Source organism: Phaeodactylibacter sp., assembly GCF_040219495.1.
In the GTDB taxonomy this organism is placed as follows: domain Bacteria; phylum Bacteroidota; class Bacteroidia; order Chitinophagales; family Saprospiraceae; genus Phaeodactylibacter.
This window is the reverse complement of the sequence record NZ_JAVJSK010000068.1, coordinates 67,463-90,348: the sequence shown is the minus strand read 5'-3', so window position 1 is coordinate 90,348 and position 22,886 is coordinate 67,463. Positions and strand designations below refer to the sequence as shown.

Genomic DNA, 22,886 nt, shown 5'->3' with positions numbered 1-22,886 from the left:
TCTTCAGATCTGGCGGCAACAGGCGTAGTATCTTACACTGTTGAAACTGGTGACTACACAGCAACGAAGAAGATGGTTATCATTAAGTAATCGTCTCTTTGAGATAAACGCGCCCCTGAGCCCCGCGTAAGCGCGGGCTCAAAGGGGGGCAAGACCGGAGGGCCGGGTATCCGAAAGGGTGCCCGGCCTTTCTGTTTTTATGAGGCAAAGAAAAATACCTGACAACTTGCCCCGGCAGCATTTCCGGAAAGGCATACATACTTTACCTACCTTTACACTCCTGAACCTTGATAAACGAGCTATGACTAAACGCTTGATTTACGCTCTTTTAGGCCTATTGGCATTAGCTTTGGTCTTTTGTACGCGTGACTTACCGGAAAAGGCAGCGCCTGCCAATACTTACAAAAATTTAAAGCCAGACGTGAAATACGTCGGTATGCAGACCTGCAAGTCCTGTCATGCTGATGTGCATTCGACTTTCATTCATACCGGAATGGGGCGCTCGTTTGATAGAGCTACTCTGGAGAAAACAGATGCAACCTTTGGCGAACATGCAGTCGTGTATGATGAGGCCTCCGATTTGCACTACAAGCCTTTCTTTCGGGATAGCCAGATGTACGTATTGGAGTATCGGCTGGAAGGAGCAGATACCGTTCACCAACGTCTCGAACAGATCGATTATATTGTTGGCTCCGGGCAGCATACCAATTCGCATATCGTAGACTTTAATGGTTATTTATACCAGGCTCCCGTGACCTATTACACACAGGAAGGCAAATGGGACATGGCGCCCGGTTTCAGGGGGGATAATATCCGGTTTAGCCGGTTGCTGTCGGCAGAATGCATAACCTGCCATAACCACCTGCCCGAACAAGTGCCCGGCTCCATGAATAAATACACCAAGATGCCAACCGGAATAGCGTGCGAGCGTTGTCATGGCCCGGGTGAAATACACGTAAAGGAAAAGCTGGCAGGTGATATTGTGGATACCTCAAAATGGATTGATTACTCGATTGTCAATCCCAGGGACCTATCACGTGATTTACAAATGGACCTTTGCCAGCGTTGTCATTTGCAGGGGATCGCAGTACTACAGGAAGGGAAATCTTTTTATGATTTCAAGCCCGGTATGCCGCTCAACGAAGTGGTTAATGTATTCCTGCCCCGGTATACAGACTCCCATGAGAAGTTCATCATGGCTTCTCAGGCAGACCGGCTGAGGTTGAGCGCCTGTTACCTGAATTCAGAGATGACTTGCATCACTTGCCATAATCCGCATAAGAGTATAGCTGTAACGGGGAAAGAGCAGTATAATAACGCTTGCAAAAACTGTCATGATAGCCCGGAGGAATCACGTTGTGCCTTTCCAATCGCCGAGCGGCTGGCAGAAGGTAATGATTGTTCAGGTTGTCACATGCCCCGGTCTGGAAGTATTGACATTCCTCACGTTAATATTACAGACCATTATATCAGTAAGGGAAATACCCGGGGGGCAGAAAAGCCCAAGACTGCCGGGACAACCGCTGCGTTTTTGGGGCTGGAGATTTTGACCAAAGACCAAGGCACCGCGCTGGAGCTGGCACAGGGGTATCTGGCGATGTATGACAAGTATGTTCAATCCCCAATGGTGCTGGATTCGGCATGGGCCTATTTGCAGCAGTCACAAGCCCCGGCTGAAAAACAGTTTCCGGTTGAGGTCCACTACTTTTTTGCACGGGAGGATTATGCCAGCATCCTGCAACGCACCTCTGGCATTTCCCCTTCTGAGGTCGGGGATGGATGGACAGCCTACCGGATCGGTGAAGCTTTTTATCAGGCTGGAGATTTTCAGCGGGCGGCAGCTTTTTACCGCCGGGCGGACGAATGGATCCCCTATCACCTGGATTTTAAAGAAAAGCTTGGTGCAACTCTCGTCCAATTGCGGCAGCTACCAGAGGCAGAAGAGGCCCTGCGGTGGGTACTGCAGGAAAACCCAAAGCGCCCCAGAGCATTATCAAACCTTGGCTTTGCGAGGGTACTACAGGGGCATACCAAAGAGGCAGAGGTGTACTACGATCAGGCCATTGCACTGGAGCCGGACTACATTCAGGCTCTGCTCAATAAAGCAGCGGTACGCTTGCTCCACAAAGACTACACAACTGTACAGCAACTCCTGGGCCGGATATTAAAACTGGACCCTGAGCATCCTCAGGCGCTTGCAATTTTACAACAACTTAATCATTAGTGATATGGCAGCTTCAATTCAGCGTAGGGTATACCGTATTCAGGCAAAGAAGGGTAGATGGAGCACCGGGAGCCTGAAGAACCTCAACCTGATGGAAGAAGTGCTCCCTCCTCCCGCTGAGGAAGAAGTGCAGGTTGAGGTAAAGGCCATTGGGCTTAATTTCGCGGATATTTTTGCCATCTGGGGACTCTACGGCGCAACGCCTGAGGGCTACTTTACGCCCGGGCTTGAATATGCAGGAATAGTGACCGCAGCAGGTAGCAGGGTTGAAGGTGTACGGGTGGGTGACCGGGTGATGGGCGTGACCCGTTTCGGAGCTTATGCTTCCCACTTGAATATTGACGCCCGCTACGTTATTCCCATTCCGGGGGACTGGACTTTTGCTGAAGGCAGCGCTTATCTGGTACAAGTCCTTACCGCCTATTACGGGTTGAAGCAGCTGGGAGACATTCAGCCGGGGCAAAATGTGCTCATACACAGTGCAGCGGGCGGGGTAGGCCTCTGGGCTAATCGTATTGCCAGGCAATTTGGTGCCTACACCATCGGCACCGTTGGCAGCGCTCACAAATTGGAAGTACTGGAAGGAGAAGGGTACGATCAGGGTATCGTACGGAGTACTGATTTCAGGCAGGACATGGAGAACGCGCTGGGAGGCAGGGAGCTCCACCTGATTATGGAGTGCATCGGCGGCAAAATTTTCAATATTGGCTATGACTTGCTCGCGCCTCAGGGGCGCATGATTGTCTACGGATCTGCGCGCTATGGCTCTGTCGGCAACCGGCCCAATTACCTGAAGCTGCTTTATTACTACCTGACGCGGCCAAAGGTTGACCCGCAGAAAATGCCGGAGCACAACAAAAGTGTGATGGGCTTCAACCTCATTTGGCTCTACGAGCGGGCACCACTGATGCATCAATTGCTGGGGGAACTACAGGAGTTGAATCTTGGGAAGCCTTTAATTGGCGACCGGTTTGCCTTTGAAGACCTTCATCAGGCTATTCTTAGGTTTCAGTCCGGGCAAACTATCGGTAAAGTAGTGGTGGAGCTGAATGACTAATGTGGCTAATCCCAAATACTGCTTCGGATTTCACACTCAGAACTTTTGATTTGGCCGAGCTTCCACACTTAATTCCTTTCGGAATAATCCGTTAGAGCTTGTTGAGATTTTGCTTTTGGAGCGAACGCAGCCAGAAGTGTAAAATTCCAACAAGCTCTTAGTGTATGTTTGGAGCAAACGAGAGTTGATAATCAAAGAGTTGTGGTTATGGCTAAATGGAAAAATGCGCGTTTGGCGGGTCAAATAAGTATTTTTCCATGACGTCACTGTTCACTAGGCTTTGGTTATCAGCCATAGGGCACCTCCAAACATACACATTGATCAAAGAAAAATCTGCCCTGTACCGGTAGTCACTTAAAGGCTGCTGTGCAGGGTCGTTTTCATTGAGTGGTTGCAGCTCCATGAGTGGGTAGGAGAGGATTGCCCGCCCTTTTTGGATCGAACCAATTAGCCCCATTTGCTCATCAGCACCGAGACCTTCTATTCCCAAGATTTCGACTTCAGTACCGGGTTGGATTTCATCCAACAACAGCCCCTCTACCTCAGCGGAAATGGGGAAGGTTACCTGATGCTGGAAGTAGTGCAGCCAGTTGCCGAGGTCATCATCTGCAGGGTCGCGGGTAAGAATTTGAAACATCCGTTTGGCCTGAGCATCTTTCTTGATGTTGCCCCAGAAATAAGTGTGGTACGTTAGCTTTTGGAATTCTAGTGCTTCGGCTTCGGTATCTTTTGGCGCAACGGCTTTCAGCGCTTGCTCCGGTACTTCAAGCAGGAAGGGGTTGTCGCGCTCCCCGGCTTCTACCATCTCCTGAAGATATCTGGGAGGAAGTTGCTTTAGGGTTATGCTGTCCAGACTGATGATGTAGTAACACGATTTGCCATCTGTAATGGCCTCTTCGACCCGGCCTCTCCAGCCTTTGGTGGTCAATTCGGGAAAAGCCTGGCTCTGTAAGTCCAAAGGAGCAGTGATGGCTACCAGGCTGCCTGTTTTGAACTTGGGGCTGGCAATTTCTTTCCATCGGGGGTTGATGGAAAACTCCGGCTCAGAGAAGTCGTCAATGTCTTCTTCCTGATGAATGTCCTGAAAGTCCCGAAGATGAAAATTGGGATAGGGGAGAGGAAGTTTTGGCTTACGGCCGTCATTGTGAAATATGGATAATAGGCTGTTGTTCATGCATTGATTACTTAAGATGACTACAATCACGTTCTGCTCCTACCTGTGCACTTTTGTCCAGGTTGAAGTGAAATCAATGTTTACGTTCAAAATATGTTTGATCAATAGGCTTGGGAAGGCAATAACTGTGGTTTTCATCAACTAACTACCTAAGAAACATCAGGAATCAACGGATAGTTTGACCTGCAAAAAAGAAGCCCCTTTGCTTCTCATTGAGGCAAAGGGGCTTGTTGGAGGTTGGTTTAGAGCGTTTTGCTATCGGGTCAGGTACATATACCGCTGTTTGTCCAGGTCCCGGAAAAACGGATCGGATAGGTCCTTGATGAAGCGAATACCCTCACCCGTGGATTTCATCTCAGGGCCTAGGTTCTTGTCCACATTCGGGAATTTATCAAAGGAAAAGACAGGTACTTTAATCGCAAATCCGCCCGGACGGGGTTTGATGTCAAAGTCCTTCAGCTTGTGGGTACCCAACATCACCATAGTGGCAATTTTGAGATAAGGCACCTGATAGGCTTTAGCGATGAATGGCGTGGTCCGGGAGGCCCGTGGATTGGCCTCAATGACGTAGACATTATCGTCTTTGATGGCGAATTGGATATTGATCAGCCCCCGGATATCGAGCGCCTTAGCCAGCTGTTCTGCATATTCTACCATCTTATTCACGGCGTTTACAGAGAGGCTGTAGGTAGGCAGGACGGCAGCACTATCTCCGGAGTGGATGCCTGCAGGCTCAATATGTTCCATAATGCCCATAATGTGCACTTCTTCACCATCACAAATGGCGTCAATTTCCGCCTCCTTGGCCCGGTCAAGAAACTGATCAATCAGGACGCGGTTGTCGGGCAGGTGCTTGAAGATGCTCAGTACGTGCTGTTCGAGCTCTTCATCATTAATGACAATACGCATGCGCTGCCCGCCCAGAACGTAAGAAGGGCGGACCAGTGCCGGGTAGCCAGTTTTGCGCGCGGTTTGTAAGGCTTCGTCAGCGTCGTTGGCAACACCATACTCAGGGTAGGGGATGCCCAGTTCCTTGAGTAGGTCTGAGAAAGCTCCGCGGTCTTCTGCGAGGTCCATATTGGAGAAAGAAGTGCCGATGATATTATACCCTTTTTCGTGCAGGGTCTCAGCCAGCTTCAGTGCCGTTTGGCCACCGAGCTGAACAATGACGCCCTCGGGTTTTTCCAGCTCCAAAATCTCTTCCAGGTGCTCCCAGAAAACAGGCTCAAAATAGAGCTTGTCTGCCATGTCAAAGTCTGTGGAGACGGTTTCCGGGTTGCAATTGATCATGATCGCTTCGTACCCGGCTTCCTTGACCGCAAGCAGGCCATGCACGCAACAGTAGTCAAATTCTATACCCTGCCCGATACGGTTGGGGCCAGAGCCCAGGACTACAATTTTCTTTTTACCGGAAGTAGGAATACTTTCGTTTTCTTTATCAAAGGTGGAGTAGAAGTAAGGTGTTTGCGCTTCAAACTCAGCTGCGCAGGTATCCACCATTTTATATGTCCGGCGGATGCCCAGTTGCTTGCGGTAATCCGTGACTTCTGTATCTTTAATACGCAGCAGCCAGGCGATTTGAGCATCTGAATAGCCTACTTCCTTGAGTTGCCGCATGAAGTCTTCCGGGATATCTTCCGCTACGTTGTACCGCATGATTTGCTGCTCCATCTTGACCAGTCGTTTGATCTGTTTGATGAACCAGGGGTCAATACGCGTAAGCTTATGAATGGTTTTTTCGGGTACGCCAAGCCGCAGGGCATCCTTCAAACGGAAAATCCGGTCCTCGCTCGGCTTTTCGAGGCGTTCGAGTATATCTGTAGTTCTGATCCACTCTTTCTTGTCCGCGCCCAGGCCCATTCGATCGTTTTCGAGAGACTGGCAGGCTTTCTGCAGAGCCTCCAGGAAATTTCGGCCTATGGCCATCACTTCGCCTACGGACTTCATCTGTAACCCCAGTTCGTGGTCGGCTCCCTGGAACTTGTCGAAGTTCCAGCGGGGCATTTTCACAATAACGTAGTCCAGGGTCGGCTCAAAGTAGGCAGAGGTCGTTTGGGTGATCTGATTCTTCAGCTCATCCAGATTGTAACCGATAGCAAGTTTGGCTGCGATCTTTGCGATGGGGTAGCCGGTGGCTTTGCTCGCAAGCGCCGAAGAGCGGCTTACCCGGGGGTTGATTTCGATCACAATGAGTTCTTCGGTCTCCGGATTGATGGAAAACTGAATATTGCAACCACCAGCAAAGTTGCCCAGAGACCGCATGGCCTGAATGGCTTCATCCCGCATCTGCTGATAGGCGGTGTCGGAGAGCGTCATGGCCGGCGCTACGGTGATACTGTCGCCGGTGTGCACGCCCATAGGATCGAGGTTTTCGACCGTACAGATAATGACTACGTTATCGTTCGCATCCCGGAGCAGCTCCAATTCAAATTCTTTCCAGCCCAGGACGGCCTTCTCCACCAGTACCTCGTGGGTAGGGGACATATTCAGGCCTCTGCGCAGGGCAGCATCGAATTGGTCCGCACTGTGCACAAATCCACCTCCGGAGCCTCCGAGGGTGTAAGAAGGGCGAATAACGAGGGGGTATCCGATATGCTGTGCCGCTTCTTTACCTTCCAGAAAAGAGTTGGCAATTTTTGAAGGCGCTACGCTCAGCCCAATATCAATCATGTGCTTCCGGAACGCCTCCCGGTTTTCCGTCAGTTCAATCGCTGCAAGATCAACGCCAATTAAGCGGATGTCATATTTGTCCCACACCCCCTGTTCTCCGGCTTCAATTGCCAGGTTGAGGGCGGTCTGCCCCCCCATCGTGGGCAGTACTGCGTCGATCTTCCGTTCCTCGAGCACCTGAATAATGCTCTCAACCGTTAGAGGCAATAAAAAAATGTGATCGGCAGTGACGGGGTCCGTCATGATCGTAGCCGGGTTATCATTAATCAGGCTGACCTCAATGCCTTCCTCCCGCAGCGAGCGGGCGGCTTGAGAACCGGAATAATCAAATTCACAGGCTTGCCCAATCACAATAGGCCCGCTTCCTATGATCAGGACGGATTGGATAGATTGATCTTTTGGCATTATGCGTATTTTAGTCCGCTAACCGGCAGAAGGAAGGAGGTGCCGGCAAGGGGCAATTACAAATTGCATGCAAAGATACAATAGTTCGCCGGTCCATAAAGAACAGGACCCGAGGAATTTTTGAGGCCATGCACTATTCTTTGACCGTAAACGGTTGTTCGGCGGTGTAGTATTCAATATCAGCGATGGCTTTCACGCCGTTCAGGTCAATTTCCTGGTGCTGCTTTTTTACCAGATAAACACGGTGCGGGCCGGGCTCAAGCTTGCGCAGGCGGATACCCGCCACCGGGAAGGTGTCTTTTACGGCCGGGTTTGTCAGCGTAATGGTCGTCGCTTTGTTATCAGCGTCGCTAAACAACAAAACGATGCTTTCCCCTTCTTCAATCTGCTCGTCTTTGATATACAATTGCATGCCTTCAGAAAGACTGGCCGTGCCGCCGATGACGCTAAAGCTGTCGATAGGGCTCAGCTCAAGCGTGACTTCCTGCTCCTGCCCGTCTGCTGATTTGAATTGAAAGCGGTGCCGGAGCATAAATGCGGACTGGTAATCGGCAAAGTACCGTACTTGTTGGCCCGGGAGTGGTCGTGCTTCGAGTTGCTGCCCCTGATAGGTTACGCCTCCGGGCAGCTCAACAGGCTTTGCCGTAGCCAAACTGTCGCCCTCGCGGAAAGCAGCCGTTACCTTGAGCTGCGCCTGCGGTGCGATGTAGCGGACGAATAAGTTGGCGTAGGTCTTAGTAGCCGGTTGTTCCGGGGCGGCATCTTGCTGACAGCCGCTTGCCGCAAGCCCTGTCAAAAGCAGGGAAGTAAAATAAAAACAGATTAAACGGATGGGTCTCATGATGACTGTTTTGAGTTTAGGCTACAAATCTACACGCTTTTGATAAACTCAGGGCGCAGCACCGTTTATCAGGCCGGTGGGTATTTTTTTATCCTTCTCTTGTGCTAATTACCGACAAAATAAGCGGTAAGGCCTGTAACCGGGCTGGCAGTGGTCAATGCCTTGAAATGCTGCAATCAGAGCACTATCCCGGAACAAGCATAAAACAGAGAAAAGGCTTTAGACGGCAAGATTAATTCCTTGTCGGGTAGAGGACTAAAATATCATTCTTTGGAATTAGCAAGGAAGCGTTATATTTGCGCGGTCCGTTCTGATAAGGTCTTATCATTTACTTGGACGGCAGCGCCCGGTTTATGCAATCAGAAACCTGACTTATGGGCAAATGTGATTGGGTTTGAACACAGATATTTTCCTACTTTTGGGCAAAGACTTATGTTAGACCCCTCACGAATCCCGAAAACAGCAAGCAAGAAACAAAGCGATAATGCCTGATAATCATCAGGTTAGTAAGAGAGCGAAAATTCAATTTACACAGCTAGGGAAACCATTGGTTTGTCGAAATTTTAAAACAGGAAATTTTATGGTACGTAATTTACTCATGTTATTCGTACTCCTCCTTTCCGGAGCGACTGTCTTTGGGCAGACTTCGCTTCAGGGAAAGGTTGTAGACGATACCGGAGAGCCGATTATCTTCGGTTCGGTAGCACTCTACCAAAATGGAGCACTCAAAACTGGTACGGAAACTGACTTTGATGGCAATTATTCCTTCAACGAGATTGACCCAGGTGGTTATTCTGTTGAAGTCACTTACGTTGGCTACAATAAGCAGCGTGTGGAAGGCGTGACGGTACTTGGTGGTAAAGCCAACCGCCTTGATATCACAATGACCTCTGATGCGGTCAACCTCGATGAGGTAGTTGTGACATCTTATAAGGTGCCGCTTGTTGAGCAGGATAATACCACTCAGGGAGCCACCATTACCAGTGATCAAATCAGAAACCTGCCTACTCGTAACATTAATGCACTGGCCGCCACAACAGCAGGCCTTGCTAGTGCTGATGAAGGGGAAGCTATTGCCGTTCGGGGTTCCCGGAGCAACGCAACTGACTATTATGTGGATGGTATCCGCGTTCAGGGTAACCTGATCCCGGAATCAGAAATCGAGCAGTTGCAGGTAATCACAGGTGGTATCGAAGCCCAGTACGGTGACGTAACGGGTGGTATCATTTCAATTACCACGAAAGGGCCTTCCAGTCAGTTCTCTGGCGGTGTCGAAGTGGAAACCTCACAATTTACAGACCCTTATAATCAGAGCCTGGTTGGTTTCAACCTGTCCGGCCCGATCATTAAGCGGCGTAACGAAGATGGCTCCAAAGGGGAATCCATCCTGGGCTTCCGTTTGGCTGGCCGTTTGACAGACCAATTGGACGACGATCCTCCGGCAACAGCTATTTACCGGGTAAAGGATGATGTGCTTGCTGAGTTGCAGGCTAACCCAGTCGTTGAAATCGGCGGCAACCGCTTTGTAGCAGCTGACTTCCTGACCAACGAGGATGTCGATATTCTGGATTACCAGCCGAACGAGCAGTTTACGCGCTACGACCTCACTGGTAAACTGGATGCACGTCTTAGTGATGCGATTGACATCACCATTACCGGTCAGGCTTATGACCAGGCCAATCAGTTTACACCGGGTGAAGGCTCACGGACGGGCACCAACTGGCGCCTGCTCAACCTTCAGAATAACCCAACGAATAACGAGCAGAACTACCGGGGTAACGTCCGTTTCCGCCACCGTTTGGGTGGAGGTGTTTCCGGTGAAGAAAATGGCGGGTCTTTAATACAGAATGCAAGTTATACCCTGCAGTTCGGTTACGAAAAGAACCTGCAAGACCTGGAAGACCCACGCCATGGTGATAACCTGTTTAACTATGGTTACATCGGCCAGTTCCAACAGGAATGGCGCCCAACCTGGGATATTCAGCCTGATGATTCCTTTGGTATTGTTGCCATCCATACGGACTATCTGCAGGTATTGACGGATTACACCCCTGGTGATGTCAACCCTGTACTGGCTAATTATAATAATGTGTTCCGGGACGGTGACGCTTTCGAAATCCCGGCAACCCTGCAGGCATTTAACACCTTTAATGGTGTGACCAACTCCGTATTTAACGATTCCTGGGGTTTTCATACCAACGTTGGAACGGTATACAACCTCAACCGTAAGCGTGATAACGACACCTACACTTTCCAGGCGCGTACTTCATTTGACCTGGTTCCCGGTGGATCTGATAAAGGCCGCCACAACATTCAGTTGGGCGTATGGTACGAAGAGCGGATCAACCGTGAATGGTCTATCAACCCTCGCGCTTTGTGGCTGCTGTCTCGTCAGCTGGCCAACAGCCATATTCAGGGTATTCCTTTTGGCGACGACAACCGCCCGCTTAGTGATACACTTGACGTAGTTGCTGTATTTGATCCGCAAACGAATGCACCGATCATCAACCCATTTACAGGAGAGCAATTCATGGGGGCTATCCATGATGTTGTGATTACGCCGGGTGATGAATCCCAATTCTATGAGCGCGTACGTGAGGTAACGGGCGACGGGTTGAAGGACTTTGTAAATATCGATGCCCTTTCCCCTGATCAGCTGAGCCTGGACATGTTCTCTGCCCGCGAGTTGAACGACTTCGTAGTTGGAGGCTCCCCCATCCTTAGCTATTATGGATATGATTACCTGGGGAACAACTTCAACGGTTCCTTCGAGGACTTCTTTACCACCCGCGATGCTGAGACGGGGCTGCGTACCTTCCCGGTAGCGCCATTCCGTCCAATCTACGGTGCCGCTTATATTCAGGACAAATTCACCTTTAAGGATATCATTTTCCGCTTAGGGGTGCGTGTAGACCGCTACGATGCAAACACCAGTGTATTGAAAGACAACTACTCGCTGTACGAGATACTTGGTGCATCTGACTACCACACACAGTTTGGTGGCGAGCGCCCAGGCAGTATTGGCGACGACTTCAAAGTTTATGTCAATGAGTCTGGTGATGCCGTACAGGCTTACCGGGAAGGCGACAACTGGTTCCGTCCAAACGGTAGCCCGGTCAACAACCCCGCCCTGATTTTCCAGGGAGGTACCGTGAACCCGATTTACGCGAGCGAGCGTGCACGTGAGGATGTTGACTACATCAAGAAAGAAGACTTTAACCCTGATGCTTCCTTTGAAGACTATGAGGTGCAAGTGAATGTGATGCCCCGACTGGCATTCTCGTTCCCGATTTCTGATGAAGCGAACTTCTTTGCACACTACGATATCCTGGTACAGCGCCCACCGTCAAATACCATTGCATCACCTCTGGATTACTTCTACTTCTTCGACCGTTCTAACCTTGATAAGAACAACCCGAACCTGAGGCCAGAGCGTACAATCGACTACGAGGTAGGTTTCCAGCAGAAGCTGTCTAACTCTTCTGCACTGAAAATTGCCGCTTACTATAAGGAGATGCGCGATATGATCCAGCTTCGTACCTTCTTCCCCGTCCCTGTTATCGGTCGCTATACGACTTTTGACAACCTGGACTTCGGTACCGTAAAAGGGTTCTCTTTCGCCTATGACTTGCGCCGTACAGGCAACGTTTCATTGAACCTGAACTACACCCTGCAGTTTGCAGATGGTACAGGGTCAAATGCTGAATCTCAGCGTAACGTAGCCAACCGTGGTGTACTTCGTACGCTGTTCCCACTGAATTTCGATGAGCGCCACCGTCTTGTGGCTGTACTTGACTACCGCTATGGTTCAGGTAAAGTGTACAACGGCCCACGTCTATTCGGTGCTGATATTTTTGCGAATGCTGGCCTGAACCTTCAGGCTACCGCAGTGTCGGGCCGTCCATACACGGCTACTCTTCAGCCCATTGAGCTGGATGGTGCAGGTGTGGTAGGCTCCCTGAACGGTGCCCGTCAGCCCTGGAACTTTGTACTGAATGCCCGGATTGACAAGAACTTCAACATCGGTAAAAAGATGGGGCTTAATATCTACTGCCGGGTATCCAACCTGTTGGATCGCCGCAACGTAATCAACGTATATTCTGCGACGGGTTCTCCTGATGATGACGGCTATCTGGCCTCATCATTTGGCCAGAGCCAGATTCAGAGTATTGATGCTTCACAGCGGAATGTACAGGCTTTCCTGGCTTCCTATCAGTGGCGGATGCTGAACCCTAACTTCTTCAGCATTCCACGGCGGATTTACCTGGGTGCCATCTTTGACTTCTAATACAACTTTTGATGTGCCCCGCCGCACGCCGGCAAGGCTGGCGGCGGGGGCAGTCATTCTTCATTCTTTCAATTTAAAAAATGCGTGCTATGCGTAAAATATTATTCACTTTATTGGGAGCCGTGCTTTCGGTTGCCGTGGCATCTGCCCACGTCAATCCCGAACGAGAGAATGCCCCCAGTAACAATAATGATCAAATCAGCTACCGGAGCAATTGCGATGTTGCTAAGGCACAACGTGATCAGGCCGTGAACAACGTTCGCGCTCGACTGACAACCGGTGGTGATGTTTGGTGGGATGGCAACGACGGCCGTTATGTCGTGCCTAAGGTCCCACCGGGCGAGCCTGAAGTATCTTCCATCTTTGCCGGTGCCGTTTGGCTCGGTGGTGTGGATGCCGCAGGTAACCTTAAACTTGCTGCTCAGACTTATGGCCGTTCCGGTGGTGCCACTGACTTCTGGTCTGGCCCCCTGACGCCACTAAACGCGGAGACCCCTGGTGAAACCGATCAGGAAACCTGCTCTGACTGGGATGAATTCTTCGTGGTTTCCGGTGAGGAAATTGACGAGCACCTGCGCCTTTATAATGAATCTATCGAAAACGGAACACCCTATGAGGCCTCTCAGGTTCCCAGTGGTGTTCGTGGATGGCCAAGCCGTGGCAACCCTTTCTTCTTTGACGTGAACGGCTTTGAACTGCCGAACACCTCACAGGGCCTTGCTGGTTTCTGGGACGAAGATGCCGACGGTTTGTACAACCCACTAAACGGAGATTACCCGATTATTGAAATCCGGGGTTGTGTGGAGCCACAGTACCCGGATGAAATGATCTTCTGGATTTACAATGACAATGGTAACGTGCACACAGAATCGAATGCGGATCCGATTCGTATGGAAATTCAGGTGCAGGCATTTGCCTACGCGACTAACGATGAGCTGAACGATATGACGTTCCAGCGTTATAAGCTGATCAACCGTGCACTGGAGCCGATTGACTCTACTTTCTTTGCCATGTGGGTAGACCCTGACTTGGGTTGCTACACGGATGACTTCATCGGTTGTGATACCGTGCGGAGCATGGCTTATGTCTATAATGAAGATGCACTGGACGGACAAACAGGCTGTACCTGCCCTCAGGGGGTGAATACCTACTGTGACGAAGTCCCGCTGCTTGGGGTGGACTACTTCCGTGGCCCAACCGCTCCGTTCCGTTTCGATGAGAATGGTGACTTGGTCCCCATTGAGATAGGTGAAAATCCGGATACCGCAATCGAGCTGGGCATGTCTTCCTTTACTTACTACAACAACGGTGGTATTGGTGGCCCGCCTCCAGGCACTACTGACCCCGGTCAGCCTCTCGAGTATTACAATTACCTCACGGGGCACTGGCGCGACGGCACACCGTTTACTTACGGTGGCGAAGCTTATCAGGATGGTTCAGAGGCTATTGATTTTGCCTTTACGGAGGCTCCCGATGATGTAGATGGCTGGTCTATGTGTACCGCTGATGTAACGCTCGGCCGTGACCGTCGTACGATTCAGGCATCCGGTCCTTTCCTCCTGACACCAGGGGCGGTGAACGAGCTGATCGTCGGTGTGGTTTGGGTAGCTGACCAACCTTACCCGTGTCCATCTATCCGTCAGTTGCAGCAGGCTGATGACATTGCCCAGGCACTGTTTGACAACTGCTTCGATATTGTTGACGGCCCGGATGCGCCGGATATTGACATCATTGAACTGGATGAGGAACTCATCCTTATCCTAACCAACGATGAGAATCGCTCTAATAACGCTTTCGAAGCTTATGCAGAGCGTGGCCTCGAAATCCCGGAGACCGTAGAGGATAGCCTTTACGTCTTCGAAGGGTACAAAGTCTACCAGGTAGCTGGTCCAAATGTGGGACTCACGCCTGAGAATGTCAACAACCCCAGCCTCGTGCGTCTTATTGCTCAGGTAGATATTACCAATGGTATAGACCGCCTGTTCAACTGGGTTTCTGTTGAAAACCCGACCGGTGCGCCTTACTACGTACCTGAGTTGCAGGTAGAAGGTCGAAACCGGGGCATTGAGCACACTTTCCGTGTTACAGAAGATGCCTTTGCTGAAGGCGATCGTTCGCTGATCAACCACAAGAAGTACTACTTCGTAGCCGTCGCTTACGCGCACAACGAGTATGAGCCATTTGACCCGGAGACCATTCTTGGGCAGCCAGAACCCTATCTGGAAGGTCGTGGCAATATCGGCCCAAATTCGGATGGTTTGCCTTACACAGCCATTCCACGCCCAATCATTTATCAGGACCTGAATGCTCAGTACGGTGATGGTGCAATCATCACACGTATTGATGGTGTTGGTGCTGGTCAAAACTTCCTCAACCTGAGCGAGGAAACGAATGCGGCAATGGAAATGGCCTTTACCAACAACGAATCTTACAAAGACAACCTGGTGTATGCTCCGGGCGGAGGTCCTATTGATATCCTGATCTACAACCCATTGGATGTTGTGGATGGTAACTATGAAGTAGAATTCATGGACAGCAATATGGATGACGAAATCCTTGAAGATGATGCGCGTTGGGTGCTTCGTGACCTGGACAGCGGCGTGGAAATCATGTCGGCTCGCACCATCGAAGTCCTGAACGAGCAGATTATTGCTGAGTTCGGTTACTCTGTCAATATCGGTCAGGTGGCTGAGCCAGGTGAACAGGAAACAGAAGACAACGGATACCTTGGTTTCGATATCGAATACACCAATGGAGATGCTGCTAACCCTTGGCTAGCCTATATTCCAGAGGACTTTGATATTAATCAGGGGCAGGGTTTTGGTGCACCTCAGTTGTTTGACTACATCTCTACCGACGATGGTGAGCGGGATGCGGCTATTGACCCGGACGGCGGTTTGACTCAGTTTGGCCAGGCGCCGCTGATGCCTTACTTCATGCTGGACTGGACCGCACGCGGGGACTTCCAACTGCCGTTTATCAGCCCGGTGCTGGCCAATAACAGCGCAGGCGGTATCCTGAGAAACCGTATGGAGCTCTCTGATCTGAATAATGTGGATATTGTCATGACCCCTAACAAGGATCTGTGGAGCCGTTGTGTAGTGGTAGAATCCGCCAACCGCTTCTACACAGAGTCAGGCTTTACCACTCAGGGTGGTGTGCAGCAGTTTGACCTGCGTGCAGCCCCTTCAGTAGGCAAAGAAGTGGGGCCAGACGGGCTCCCTTTACCTGACAATGACGGAAATGGTATGGGCTGGTTCCCAGGCTATGCAGTAGATGTAGAAACGGGGCAGCGTTTGAATATTTTCTTTGGTGAGAACTCTGTCTACCGCCCGGATAACCCGCTTTTGGCAGATACCGTTGTGACCTTCACGGATGGAAATAATGGTGCGGATATGATGTTCAACCCATCAAGTCAGTTGGTAATACCGGAAGTTGCTAACCTTGGTTTGCTACCGATATATGCTGGTGGTCAGCACATGGTTTATGTGATGAGGACGCCTTATGACAGTTGTAAGCTCATCCGTCCACGTTTGGAGCCTGCAGCCAACCCACTGCCTAAGGTAGTAGCCCTTCAAAACATCACATGGGCAGGCCTGATGGTCGGTAATAACGACTTCCCATACACGAACTATGAGCAGGGGCTGATCCCTGAGGAAGTACGTGTGAAGCTCCGCGTGACCAACCCCTATCAGGTTGAGGTTGACAATCCCGATGTTGATGGTGATCAGCGCACCGGTACGGGTGAGAACAACTTCCATCCGAAGTATCAGTTCTCCATCGATGGTGCTGCACCAACCGAGTTGGACGAAACAGGTATCTCGGAAGCATTGGAAGACATCCTGGTGGTGCCTAACCCATACTATGGTTTTTCTGACTACGAAACGTCTCAGTTTACAACGACTGTGAAGATCACTAACCTGCCTGCGAAGTGTGTGGTAACTATCTATACGCTGGAGGGCAAGTTTATCCGTCAGTACAATCGTGATGAGATTGGCGTGGTACCAGAAGGTGGCAACCGCGCGGTCGAGCGCAATCAGATTACGCCTGCACTGGAATGGGACCTTAACAACAGTAAGATGATTCCGGTGGCAAGTGGTGTTTACCTGATCCACATCGCTGCAGAAGGCCTCGGTGAGCGCACAATCAAGTGGTTTGGTGTGAACCGGCAGTTTGACCCATCCGGTCTGTAAGCAACCATTGAATTTTAAAATTTAGAGAGTCTTTCCGCTCCCGGGAGGGGGCGGAAAGCTCCTCAAAATATTTGGTATGAATAAAATTACTACTTTACTTTTTGCTGTGGCTTTGATTTGGGGCGTCACAGAATCTGCTTACGCAGGTAACCCAGATCGTCAGGGTGAGGCAGGGGCTGCACAGCTGCTCCTAAACCCCTGGGCAGAAAGTGCGGGGTTGCACTCCATGACAACCTCTTTTGTGTCTGGCGTGGAAGCCATGCGCATCAACGTGGCAGGATTGTCTCGTATCAATAAGACCGAGGTTCAGATTGGCCATGCCCGTTACCTGGAAGGAACGGATATCCTGCTGAACGGACTGGGTATTTCTCAGAAAATTGGGGAGTCCGGCGCGATCGGCATCAGCCTGATGTCAATGGATTTTGGTGATATCCCTGTGACCACTACGGATCAGCCGGACGGCACAGGCTCTACCTTCTCTCCGAGTTTCTTCAACCTGGGTATTGGCTATGCGCATACCTTCGAGAATAAAATCTCCGTTGGAGTATTGTTCCGTGGGGTGTCTGAGTCTATTGCTGACGTTAATGCATTCGGTTTTGCACTGGATGCGGGCGTACAGTACGTGACTGGTGAGAATGATAACTTCAAGTTTGGTATTGCGCTTCGCAATATCGGCTCGCGCATGCAGTACGGTGGTGAAGGCCTGACTACACAGGGCCCTTCTCCCAACAACGGTGGGTATGAGTTGACTTTCAGCCAACGTTCTGCCGACTTCGAATTGCCGTCCATGCTGAATATCGGCCTTTCGTATGACTTCCTGATTACAGGGGGCCTGCACCGGCTTACCGTGCTCGGTAATTTCACCTCTAACTCCTTTTCTCAGGATCAGTTGGGTGGTGGCCTTGAGTACAGCCTCAAGGACATGTTCATGGTTCGTGGCGGTTATCGCTATGAGTTTGGTGCGGGTGATGCGGATACGTTTGACGATCCCATCTACTCTGGCCTGAGCGCAGGAGCGACCATTGCTGTTCCACTCGGAAAAGACACACCGGAGAGCCGGGCTTCGCGTTTTGCGATTGACTATGCTTACCGTGCTACCCGCGTATGGAGTGGTACTCACAATATCGGTGTACGTATTTCTATCTAAACCAGTATTGAACCCCTGATGCTTGCTTAATTCAGGGGTTTTACTTATATTTGTTTTTCAATTAGAGGCAAGAACGCTTCCGTCAATAGTACAGGAGCGTTCTTGCCTTTTCGTATAAGAATAGGAGGTTCCCTGTTCCACTCGCAGACTACGCTTTCATTTCTGAATTCTTTCCCGTGATTAGTAGTAGGCTTTCTGTCAGGATTCGTACAGAAAGCAGGCACGGTTGACACCCGGTCCGTTTGGGCCTTCAGAGCGTGGCGAATCAGGTGGGTAATACAAGGGCTCATTGTTTTAATTAAATTATATGTTATGTCTGGTATTAATTATCTGACCAAGGAAGGGTACGAGAAGCTGAAAGCAGACTTGGATGAAATGAAGTCCAAAGGGCGTAAAGAGGTTGCTGCAGCTATTGCTGAAGCGCGTGAGAAAGGCGACCTGTCAGAAAATGCAGAGTACGACGCAGCAAAAGATGCGCAGGGTATGCTGGAGCTGAAGATCAGTGAAATGGAAAAGGTCTTGGCCAATGCCCGAATTCTTGATGCCAGCCAACTGGATATGTCTAAAGTAACGGTCTTGAGTAATGTGCTCATCAAGAATACCAAAACCGGGAAATCTGTAAAGTACACCCTTGTATCTGAAACGGAAGCAGACCTTAAAGCCAAGAAAATATCCGTCAGTTCTCCAATAGGCAAGGGCTTGCTGGGCAAAGAAGTAGGAGATATCGCTAAAATCGAGACCCCTCGCGGTAGTATCGACTTTGAAATCATGAAGATCTCAATTGATTAACTCCCGGGGTTCCTGTTCTTGAGGTGCTCTGATGGATTGCCTCGCAGGTGCCTGAGCGTAAAAGCTCAGCAAAGGCAGGGCTTTTCAGAGCGTAGAATGTGCCTCATTATTTCGGATTAGTCGCATTAGCTGTTTATTTACATCAAACCATTCCTATCCTTATGGCATCTGTTTTTACGAAAATCATCAATGGAGAAATCCCTTCGTACAAGATTGCGGAGGACGACCGTTACTACGCCTTCTTGGATATCCGGCCATTAGCCAAAGGGCACACCCTTGTAGTGCCAAAGCAGGAAGTGGATTACCTGTTTGATGTTGAGGATGAACTGTTGGGTGGGGCGATGGTATTCGCCAAACGGGTAGCCAAAGCGCTGGAAACCGTAATCGAATGCAAGCGGGTTGGTGTGATGGTCATTGGTACGGAAGTGCCGCATGCGCATATCCACCTCGTGCCTTTTCAGAAAGAAGCCCAAATTGATATCACACGCAAGCCTATTGAAATGAGCAGTGAGGAGATGCATGCCTTAGCAGCTGAGGTCCGCGCAAAAGTAGCTTTGTAACAGGATATCAGCAGAAAGAAAAACATACCGGCCCCGGGCAGAAAGCTAAGCTTTACGTCCGGGGTTGTCTTTTAGGAACCCTCCCCAGTCGTTGTAGCGTTTCTGGCCTTTGAGTACACTACCGGATTGATAGAAATGGCAAACCGCAGTGGCCAGGGCATCTGTGGCATCAAGGTAGTAATCATCCATATTGAAGTTAAGGATATTGCCGAGCATTGCAGCAACCTGTTCTTTGCTCGCATTGCCTTTCCCGGTAACGGACTGCTTGATTTTTCGGGGGGCGTACTCCGTAATCCCAACGCCTTTCGTCATAGCTGCGGCAATAGCGACCCCCTGTGCACGGCCCAGTTTGAGCATAGATTGCGGGTTTTTGGCATAAAACGGAGCTTCGATAGCCATCTCCCGGGGAGCGTAGATGTCGATAATGCTCTGCAAGCGCTCGAAGATATGCTGTAGCTTTTCCTGATGTGTGTTGAACTTGCCCGGGTATATAACGCCCATATCACACAAGCCCATTTTACGGCTTTTGATATCCAGAATGGCGTAGCCAAGCACATTGGTGCCGGGGTCAACGCCCAGTAAGCGGTAGGGAGGAACTTCAGTTTTCAAAAAAGTCAGTTATATTACGGCAATATGCACCAGTTATAGTGCAATATAGGTTAAATCCCCCGGGCAACAAATACTTTGAACGCTTTTGTTAATCGGGCTTGTTGGGAATCCCATCTTAACGTTCAGTAAACCCAGGGCTTCCAAGCGTGAAATACGCCCAACTAATTTCGGACTAGTGCTTTGTCAAGTTTGAAAAGCGGGGTTTCTAGAGAGGAGCAGAAGAAGCATATCCTCTGGCTGGGGATAACATGCGACTTCTCCGAAGTCGACTTCCTGTGGTGTTGCCTAGCTTAAAAAGGTGTAACTTCTCCGAAGTCTTACAATGCTTACTGGCTTGGCTCCACTCTTTGTTTCATACTTGACAGCGCGCTAGTCGCAAGGTGACCTGCTTTCGTTCAATCATACAAAGCCCAAAAAGCTCGAAAACCAACTCTATGCGTTTAACACGAGGCTTACGCTATTGGCTGGATGCAACGTTCAAAGTATTGCTCGTTGCTGCCCTGTTGTACCTGTTGTACCGGGAGATTGGCGGGCAGGAGCGGCTCGCTGATCTCTGGGAGCAGTTGAGGTACCGCCTTGGAGAGCGTAGTAAATGGTGGTTGCTACCCGCGGTCCTGCTCATGCCTGTCAACTGGTGGTTGGAAAGCTGGAAGTGGCAGCGCTTGCTGAAGCCCTTCTGGAGCATTGCGCCCTGGCAGGCCTTCAAAGCAGTGGCATCAGGTATTACCTTATCTTTATTCACGCCCAATCGGGTAGGGGACTACGGCGGGCGGGTGCTGGCTGTGCCTGCTCAGCACAACTGGCACGCGGTTATTGCCACTATGGCGGGTAATGTAGCGCAAACGCTGGCTTTATTCACCGGGGGGCTCATCGGTGCATTGTACTACCTGGAAGTACAGGGCGGCTTGCCGAGGTTACTGCTTAGCAGCTTTTGGTGGGTGCTCTTTGTGGGGATTGGGGTAGCCTATCTTTTCTATTTCAACTTCCACTGGCTGGCCCTTATACTCCGGACTTTCCCCATGCCCCGTAAATGGCTCAAGCCTGTGCTGATGCTCCGGCGTTTTAACCGTGCTCAGTTGGGAGAAGCGCTGCTGCTTGCCTTTTCCCGTTACAGCGTGTACTGTATGCAGTACTATCTTATGATCCGCTTTTTTGGTATTGATGCACCCCTGGACGGGGCGCTGAGTGGTATTGCCACCATATTCCTCTTTCAGGCTACCGTGCCTTTGCCCCCTGTGGCAGCACTATTGGCCAGAGGAGAGGCTGCATTACTAATTTGGGCACCCTTCTCCTCAAACGAATTGAGTATTTTGGGAGCAACCTTTGGGCTTTTTATACTAAATCTGGCTTTGCCAGCGTTACTTGGAGTGATATTTATCGTCAAAATAAATGTCTTAAAATCACTAGGTTATGATAAAAATACCCCTGAAAATCAACGCGCTGGCGCTACCGGCACTATTCCTGATAACCACACTAAGCCCTCAACAGATTGAGCAAGCTCAGCCCCAAGACCATGTCGTCCATCAAGCCAGTACTTGCGCTACTGAAAACCAAGCCTTTAAGAACGGGGAAACCATAACGTATAAACTCTATTACAATTGGAACTTTGTCTGGCTCTCCGCAGGGGAAGTGCAGTTTAAAGTCCGGGAGCTGGAAGATCAGTATCACTTGTCTGCGGTAGGGACTACCTACAAATCCTACGAGTGGTTTTTCAAAGTACGGGACTACTATGATAGCTATGTCGATAAAGAAACCTTGCTACCGGAAGTCTCTATACGGAACGTGGAAGAAGGCTCATACCGGTTGTACGACCGGGTGACTTTTGATCAGGGCAGTGGCAAAGCGTCTTCGCTGCGTGGCAAGTCTAAAGAAACAGCGGAAATGGCGCATTACGATATTGACCATTGCATGCACGATGTGCTGTCAATGGTCTACTTCCTGCGCAATGCGGATATCGCCAACTATAAAAAGGGGGATGCACTGCCGCTCAAGATTTTTATGGACAAAGAGTCCTGGCCATTGAAAATGACTTACGCCGGTAAGGAAGAAAAAGTAAAGGTGAAGGGGCTGGGGCACTTCAATACCATCCGGGTGAGCCCGGAGGTCGTTGCTGGCGATATCTTTGAAGAGGGCACAGAAATGAATATTTGGGTGAGTGACGATCAGAACCGCCTGCCACTACTGATTGAATCCCCTTTGTCTGTGGGGTCTGTCAAGGCAGTATTAAAAGACTACAAGAACCTGCGGTACGACCTGAGTGCAGAAGTCAAATAAGCTTTCATGATTAAGCGTACTTTATTTATTGCCGCACTGATTGCCTTTTTTGGTGCCGGGTTCGGATTAGCTTACAGTCTGTTCAACCGCTCAGCTTCTGCGGAGACGACCATCCAAAACAGTACCGTACTCCTCAAACAAGTGGAGCAAGTGTGCAAACTCGTTACCGTAGAGGGCAATTTTAGTGAATTGTACGACGAGACCAACATCCGCCGTTTTACGGTGTATGTGCCCATGCCGAGTACGTTTTCTTTTTCAAAAAAAGCCATCCTTCAGGTAGAAGGCAAAGTGCTGGTGGGTTATGATTTGAAAGATATAAAAATTACAGCAGATAGCACCCGAAAGCGGGTGATCCTCAGCCATATTCCGGAGCCGGAAATTCTTTCCGTGGATCATTCCATTGCGTACAAAAATCTATCTGAGAGCTTCTTTAATAGCTTTGCCCCGGAGGATTATACCCGGCTGAATGCTAATGCTAAGGCCATGCTCCGGGAAAAAGCCCGGGAGAGCGAACTCATGCAGGAGGCTCGCCTGGAGGGCAATCAGCTCATCCGCATTATGGACTTCATGGTGCGGTCGGCGGGGTGGTCGCTCTTCGTTCAGCACCCGGGGCAAAATACGCCCGTTCCCGCCGACAGCCTGCTACTGGGGTAGC

14 protein-coding genes are annotated in these 22,886 nt (G+C 50.2%); 10 read left to right on the top strand and 4 right to left on the bottom strand.

Going from position 1 to position 22,886, the window contains the following annotated elements; translation table 11 throughout:
- The first annotated feature begins 436 nt into the window (after window positions 1-436).
- Both RIC19_RS10340 and RIC19_RS10335 read left to right on the top strand, forming a co-directional pair.
- Window positions 437-2,224: a tetratricopeptide repeat protein gene (locus RIC19_RS10340; protein ID WP_350178235.1), complete on the top strand. Its 1,788-nt coding sequence runs from the start codon at window positions 437-439 to the stop codon at window positions 2,222-2,224.
- 16 nt (window positions 2,225-2,240) lie between these two features.
- Entirely contained in the window at window positions 2,241-3,281 is a 1,041-nt protein-coding gene (locus RIC19_RS10335; protein WP_502930833.1) for a zinc-binding dehydrogenase, read from the top strand.
- A gap of 211 nt (window positions 3,282-3,492) precedes the next feature.
- Here RIC19_RS10335 and RIC19_RS10330 read toward each other — a convergent pair whose 3' ends face one another.
- The 3 genes from RIC19_RS10330 to RIC19_RS10320 all read right to left on the bottom strand — a co-directional run bounded on the left by RIC19_RS10330 (window position 3,493) and on the right by RIC19_RS10320 (window position 8,371).
- On the bottom strand, window positions 3,493-4,455 hold the full coding sequence (locus RIC19_RS10330; protein WP_350178234.1) for a calcium-binding protein: 963 nt from the start codon (window positions 4,453-4,455) through the stop codon (window positions 3,493-3,495).
- Window positions 4,456-4,710: 255 nt separating this feature from the next.
- A complete protein-coding gene (gene carB, locus RIC19_RS10325) occupies window positions 4,711-7,530 on the bottom strand; it encodes a carbamoyl-phosphate synthase large subunit (RefSeq protein ID WP_350178233.1) in 2,820 nt (939 codons plus the stop codon).
- Window positions 7,531-7,663: 133 nt separating this feature from the next.
- Window positions 7,664-8,371 carry a hypothetical protein gene (locus tag RIC19_RS10320; RefSeq protein ID WP_350178232.1) on the bottom strand — a complete coding sequence of 236 codons (708 nt, stop codon included), beginning with the start codon at window positions 8,369-8,371 and terminating at the stop codon, window positions 7,664-7,666.
- Window positions 8,372-8,951: 580 nt separating this feature from the next.
- Between RIC19_RS10320 and RIC19_RS10315 the strand changes: the two genes are divergently transcribed.
- The 5 genes from RIC19_RS10315 to RIC19_RS10295 all read left to right on the top strand — a co-directional run bounded on the left by RIC19_RS10315 (window position 8,952) and on the right by RIC19_RS10295 (window position 19,348).
- The gene (locus RIC19_RS10315; RefSeq protein ID WP_350178231.1) at window positions 8,952-12,659 is read left to right on the top strand and encodes a carboxypeptidase regulatory-like domain-containing protein; all 3,708 of its coding nucleotides are present in this window, start codon (window positions 8,952-8,954) and stop codon (window positions 12,657-12,659) included.
- A gap of 89 nt (window positions 12,660-12,748) precedes the next feature.
- Complete coding sequence (locus RIC19_RS10310; RefSeq protein WP_350178230.1) at window positions 12,749-16,852, top strand: hypothetical protein; 4,104 nt, start codon at window positions 12,749-12,751, stop codon at window positions 16,850-16,852.
- A 76-nt stretch (window positions 16,853-16,928) separates the two neighbouring features.
- Window positions 16,929-17,999: a PorV/PorQ family protein gene (locus RIC19_RS10305; RefSeq protein WP_350178229.1), complete on the top strand. Its 1,071-nt coding sequence runs from the start codon at window positions 16,929-16,931 to the stop codon at window positions 17,997-17,999.
- 312 nt (window positions 18,000-18,311) lie between these two features.
- A complete protein-coding gene (gene greA, locus RIC19_RS10300; RefSeq protein ID WP_350178228.1) occupies window positions 18,312-18,788 on the top strand; it encodes a transcription elongation factor GreA in 477 nt (158 codons plus the stop codon).
- Between the two features lie 161 nt (window positions 18,789-18,949).
- Window positions 18,950-19,348 (top strand): HIT family protein, encoded by a 399-nt coding sequence (locus tag RIC19_RS10295; protein ID WP_350178227.1) that lies wholly within the window; start codon window positions 18,950-18,952, stop codon window positions 19,346-19,348.
- 45 nt (window positions 19,349-19,393) lie between these two features.
- Here RIC19_RS10295 and ruvC read toward each other — a convergent pair whose 3' ends face one another.
- The gene (gene ruvC / locus RIC19_RS10290; protein ID WP_350178226.1) at window positions 19,394-19,957 is read right to left on the bottom strand and encodes a crossover junction endodeoxyribonuclease RuvC; all 564 of its coding nucleotides are present in this window, start codon (window positions 19,955-19,957) and stop codon (window positions 19,394-19,396) included.
- A gap of 434 nt (window positions 19,958-20,391) precedes the next feature.
- Between ruvC and RIC19_RS10285 the strand changes: the two genes are divergently transcribed.
- Genes RIC19_RS10285 through RIC19_RS10275 form a run of 3 tightly spaced genes read left to right on the top strand, consistent with a single transcriptional unit; the run spans window position 20,392 to window position 22,885 of the window.
- Window positions 20,392-21,450 (top strand): lysylphosphatidylglycerol synthase transmembrane domain-containing protein, encoded by a 1,059-nt coding sequence (locus tag RIC19_RS10285; protein ID WP_350178225.1) that lies wholly within the window; start codon window positions 20,392-20,394, stop codon window positions 21,448-21,450.
- Window positions 21,368-22,231: a DUF3108 domain-containing protein gene (locus RIC19_RS10280; protein ID WP_350178224.1), complete on the top strand. Its 864-nt coding sequence runs from the start codon at window positions 21,368-21,370 to the stop codon at window positions 22,229-22,231. Before RIC19_RS10285 ends, RIC19_RS10280 begins: the two co-directional genes overlap by 83 nt.
- Window positions 22,232-22,237: 6 nt before the next feature.
- A complete protein-coding gene (locus RIC19_RS10275) occupies window positions 22,238-22,885 on the top strand; it encodes a DUF4230 domain-containing protein (RefSeq protein ID WP_350178223.1) in 648 nt (215 codons plus the stop codon).
- Window position 22,886 lies beyond the last annotated feature (1 nt).

What these genes read in the sequence shown, in the direction of transcription:
- RIC19_RS10340 (WP_350178235.1), top strand. Translation starts at nt 437, where the DNA reads ATGCAGACCTGCAAGTCCTGTCATGCTGATGTGCATTCGACTTTCATT.
- RIC19_RS10330 (WP_350178234.1), bottom strand. Translation starts at nt 4,455, where the DNA reads ATGAACAACAGCCTATTATCCATATTTCACAATGACGGCCGTAAGCCA.
- carB (WP_350178233.1), bottom strand. Translation starts at nt 7,530, where the DNA reads ATGCCAAAAGATCAATCTATCCAATCCGTCCTGATCATAGGAAGCGGG.
- RIC19_RS10320 (WP_350178232.1), bottom strand. Translation starts at nt 8,371, where the DNA reads ATGAGACCCATCCGTTTAATCTGTTTTTATTTTACTTCCCTGCTTTTG.
- RIC19_RS10315 (WP_350178231.1), top strand. Translation starts at nt 8,952, where the DNA reads ATGGTACGTAATTTACTCATGTTATTCGTACTCCTCCTTTCCGGAGCG.
- RIC19_RS10310 (WP_350178230.1), top strand. Translation starts at nt 12,749, where the DNA reads ATGCGTAAAATATTATTCACTTTATTGGGAGCCGTGCTTTCGGTTGCC.
- RIC19_RS10305 (WP_350178229.1), top strand. Translation starts at nt 16,929, where the DNA reads ATGAATAAAATTACTACTTTACTTTTTGCTGTGGCTTTGATTTGGGGC.
- greA (WP_350178228.1), top strand. Translation starts at nt 18,312, where the DNA reads ATGTCTGGTATTAATTATCTGACCAAGGAAGGGTACGAGAAGCTGAAA.
- RIC19_RS10295 (WP_350178227.1), top strand. Translation starts at nt 18,950, where the DNA reads ATGGCATCTGTTTTTACGAAAATCATCAATGGAGAAATCCCTTCGTAC.
- RIC19_RS10285 (WP_350178225.1), top strand. Translation starts at nt 20,392, where the DNA reads ATGCGTTTAACACGAGGCTTACGCTATTGGCTGGATGCAACGTTCAAA.
- RIC19_RS10280 (WP_350178224.1), top strand. Translation starts at nt 21,368, where the DNA reads ATGATAAAAATACCCCTGAAAATCAACGCGCTGGCGCTACCGGCACTA.
- RIC19_RS10275 (WP_350178223.1), top strand. Translation starts at nt 22,238, where the DNA reads ATGATTAAGCGTACTTTATTTATTGCCGCACTGATTGCCTTTTTTGGT.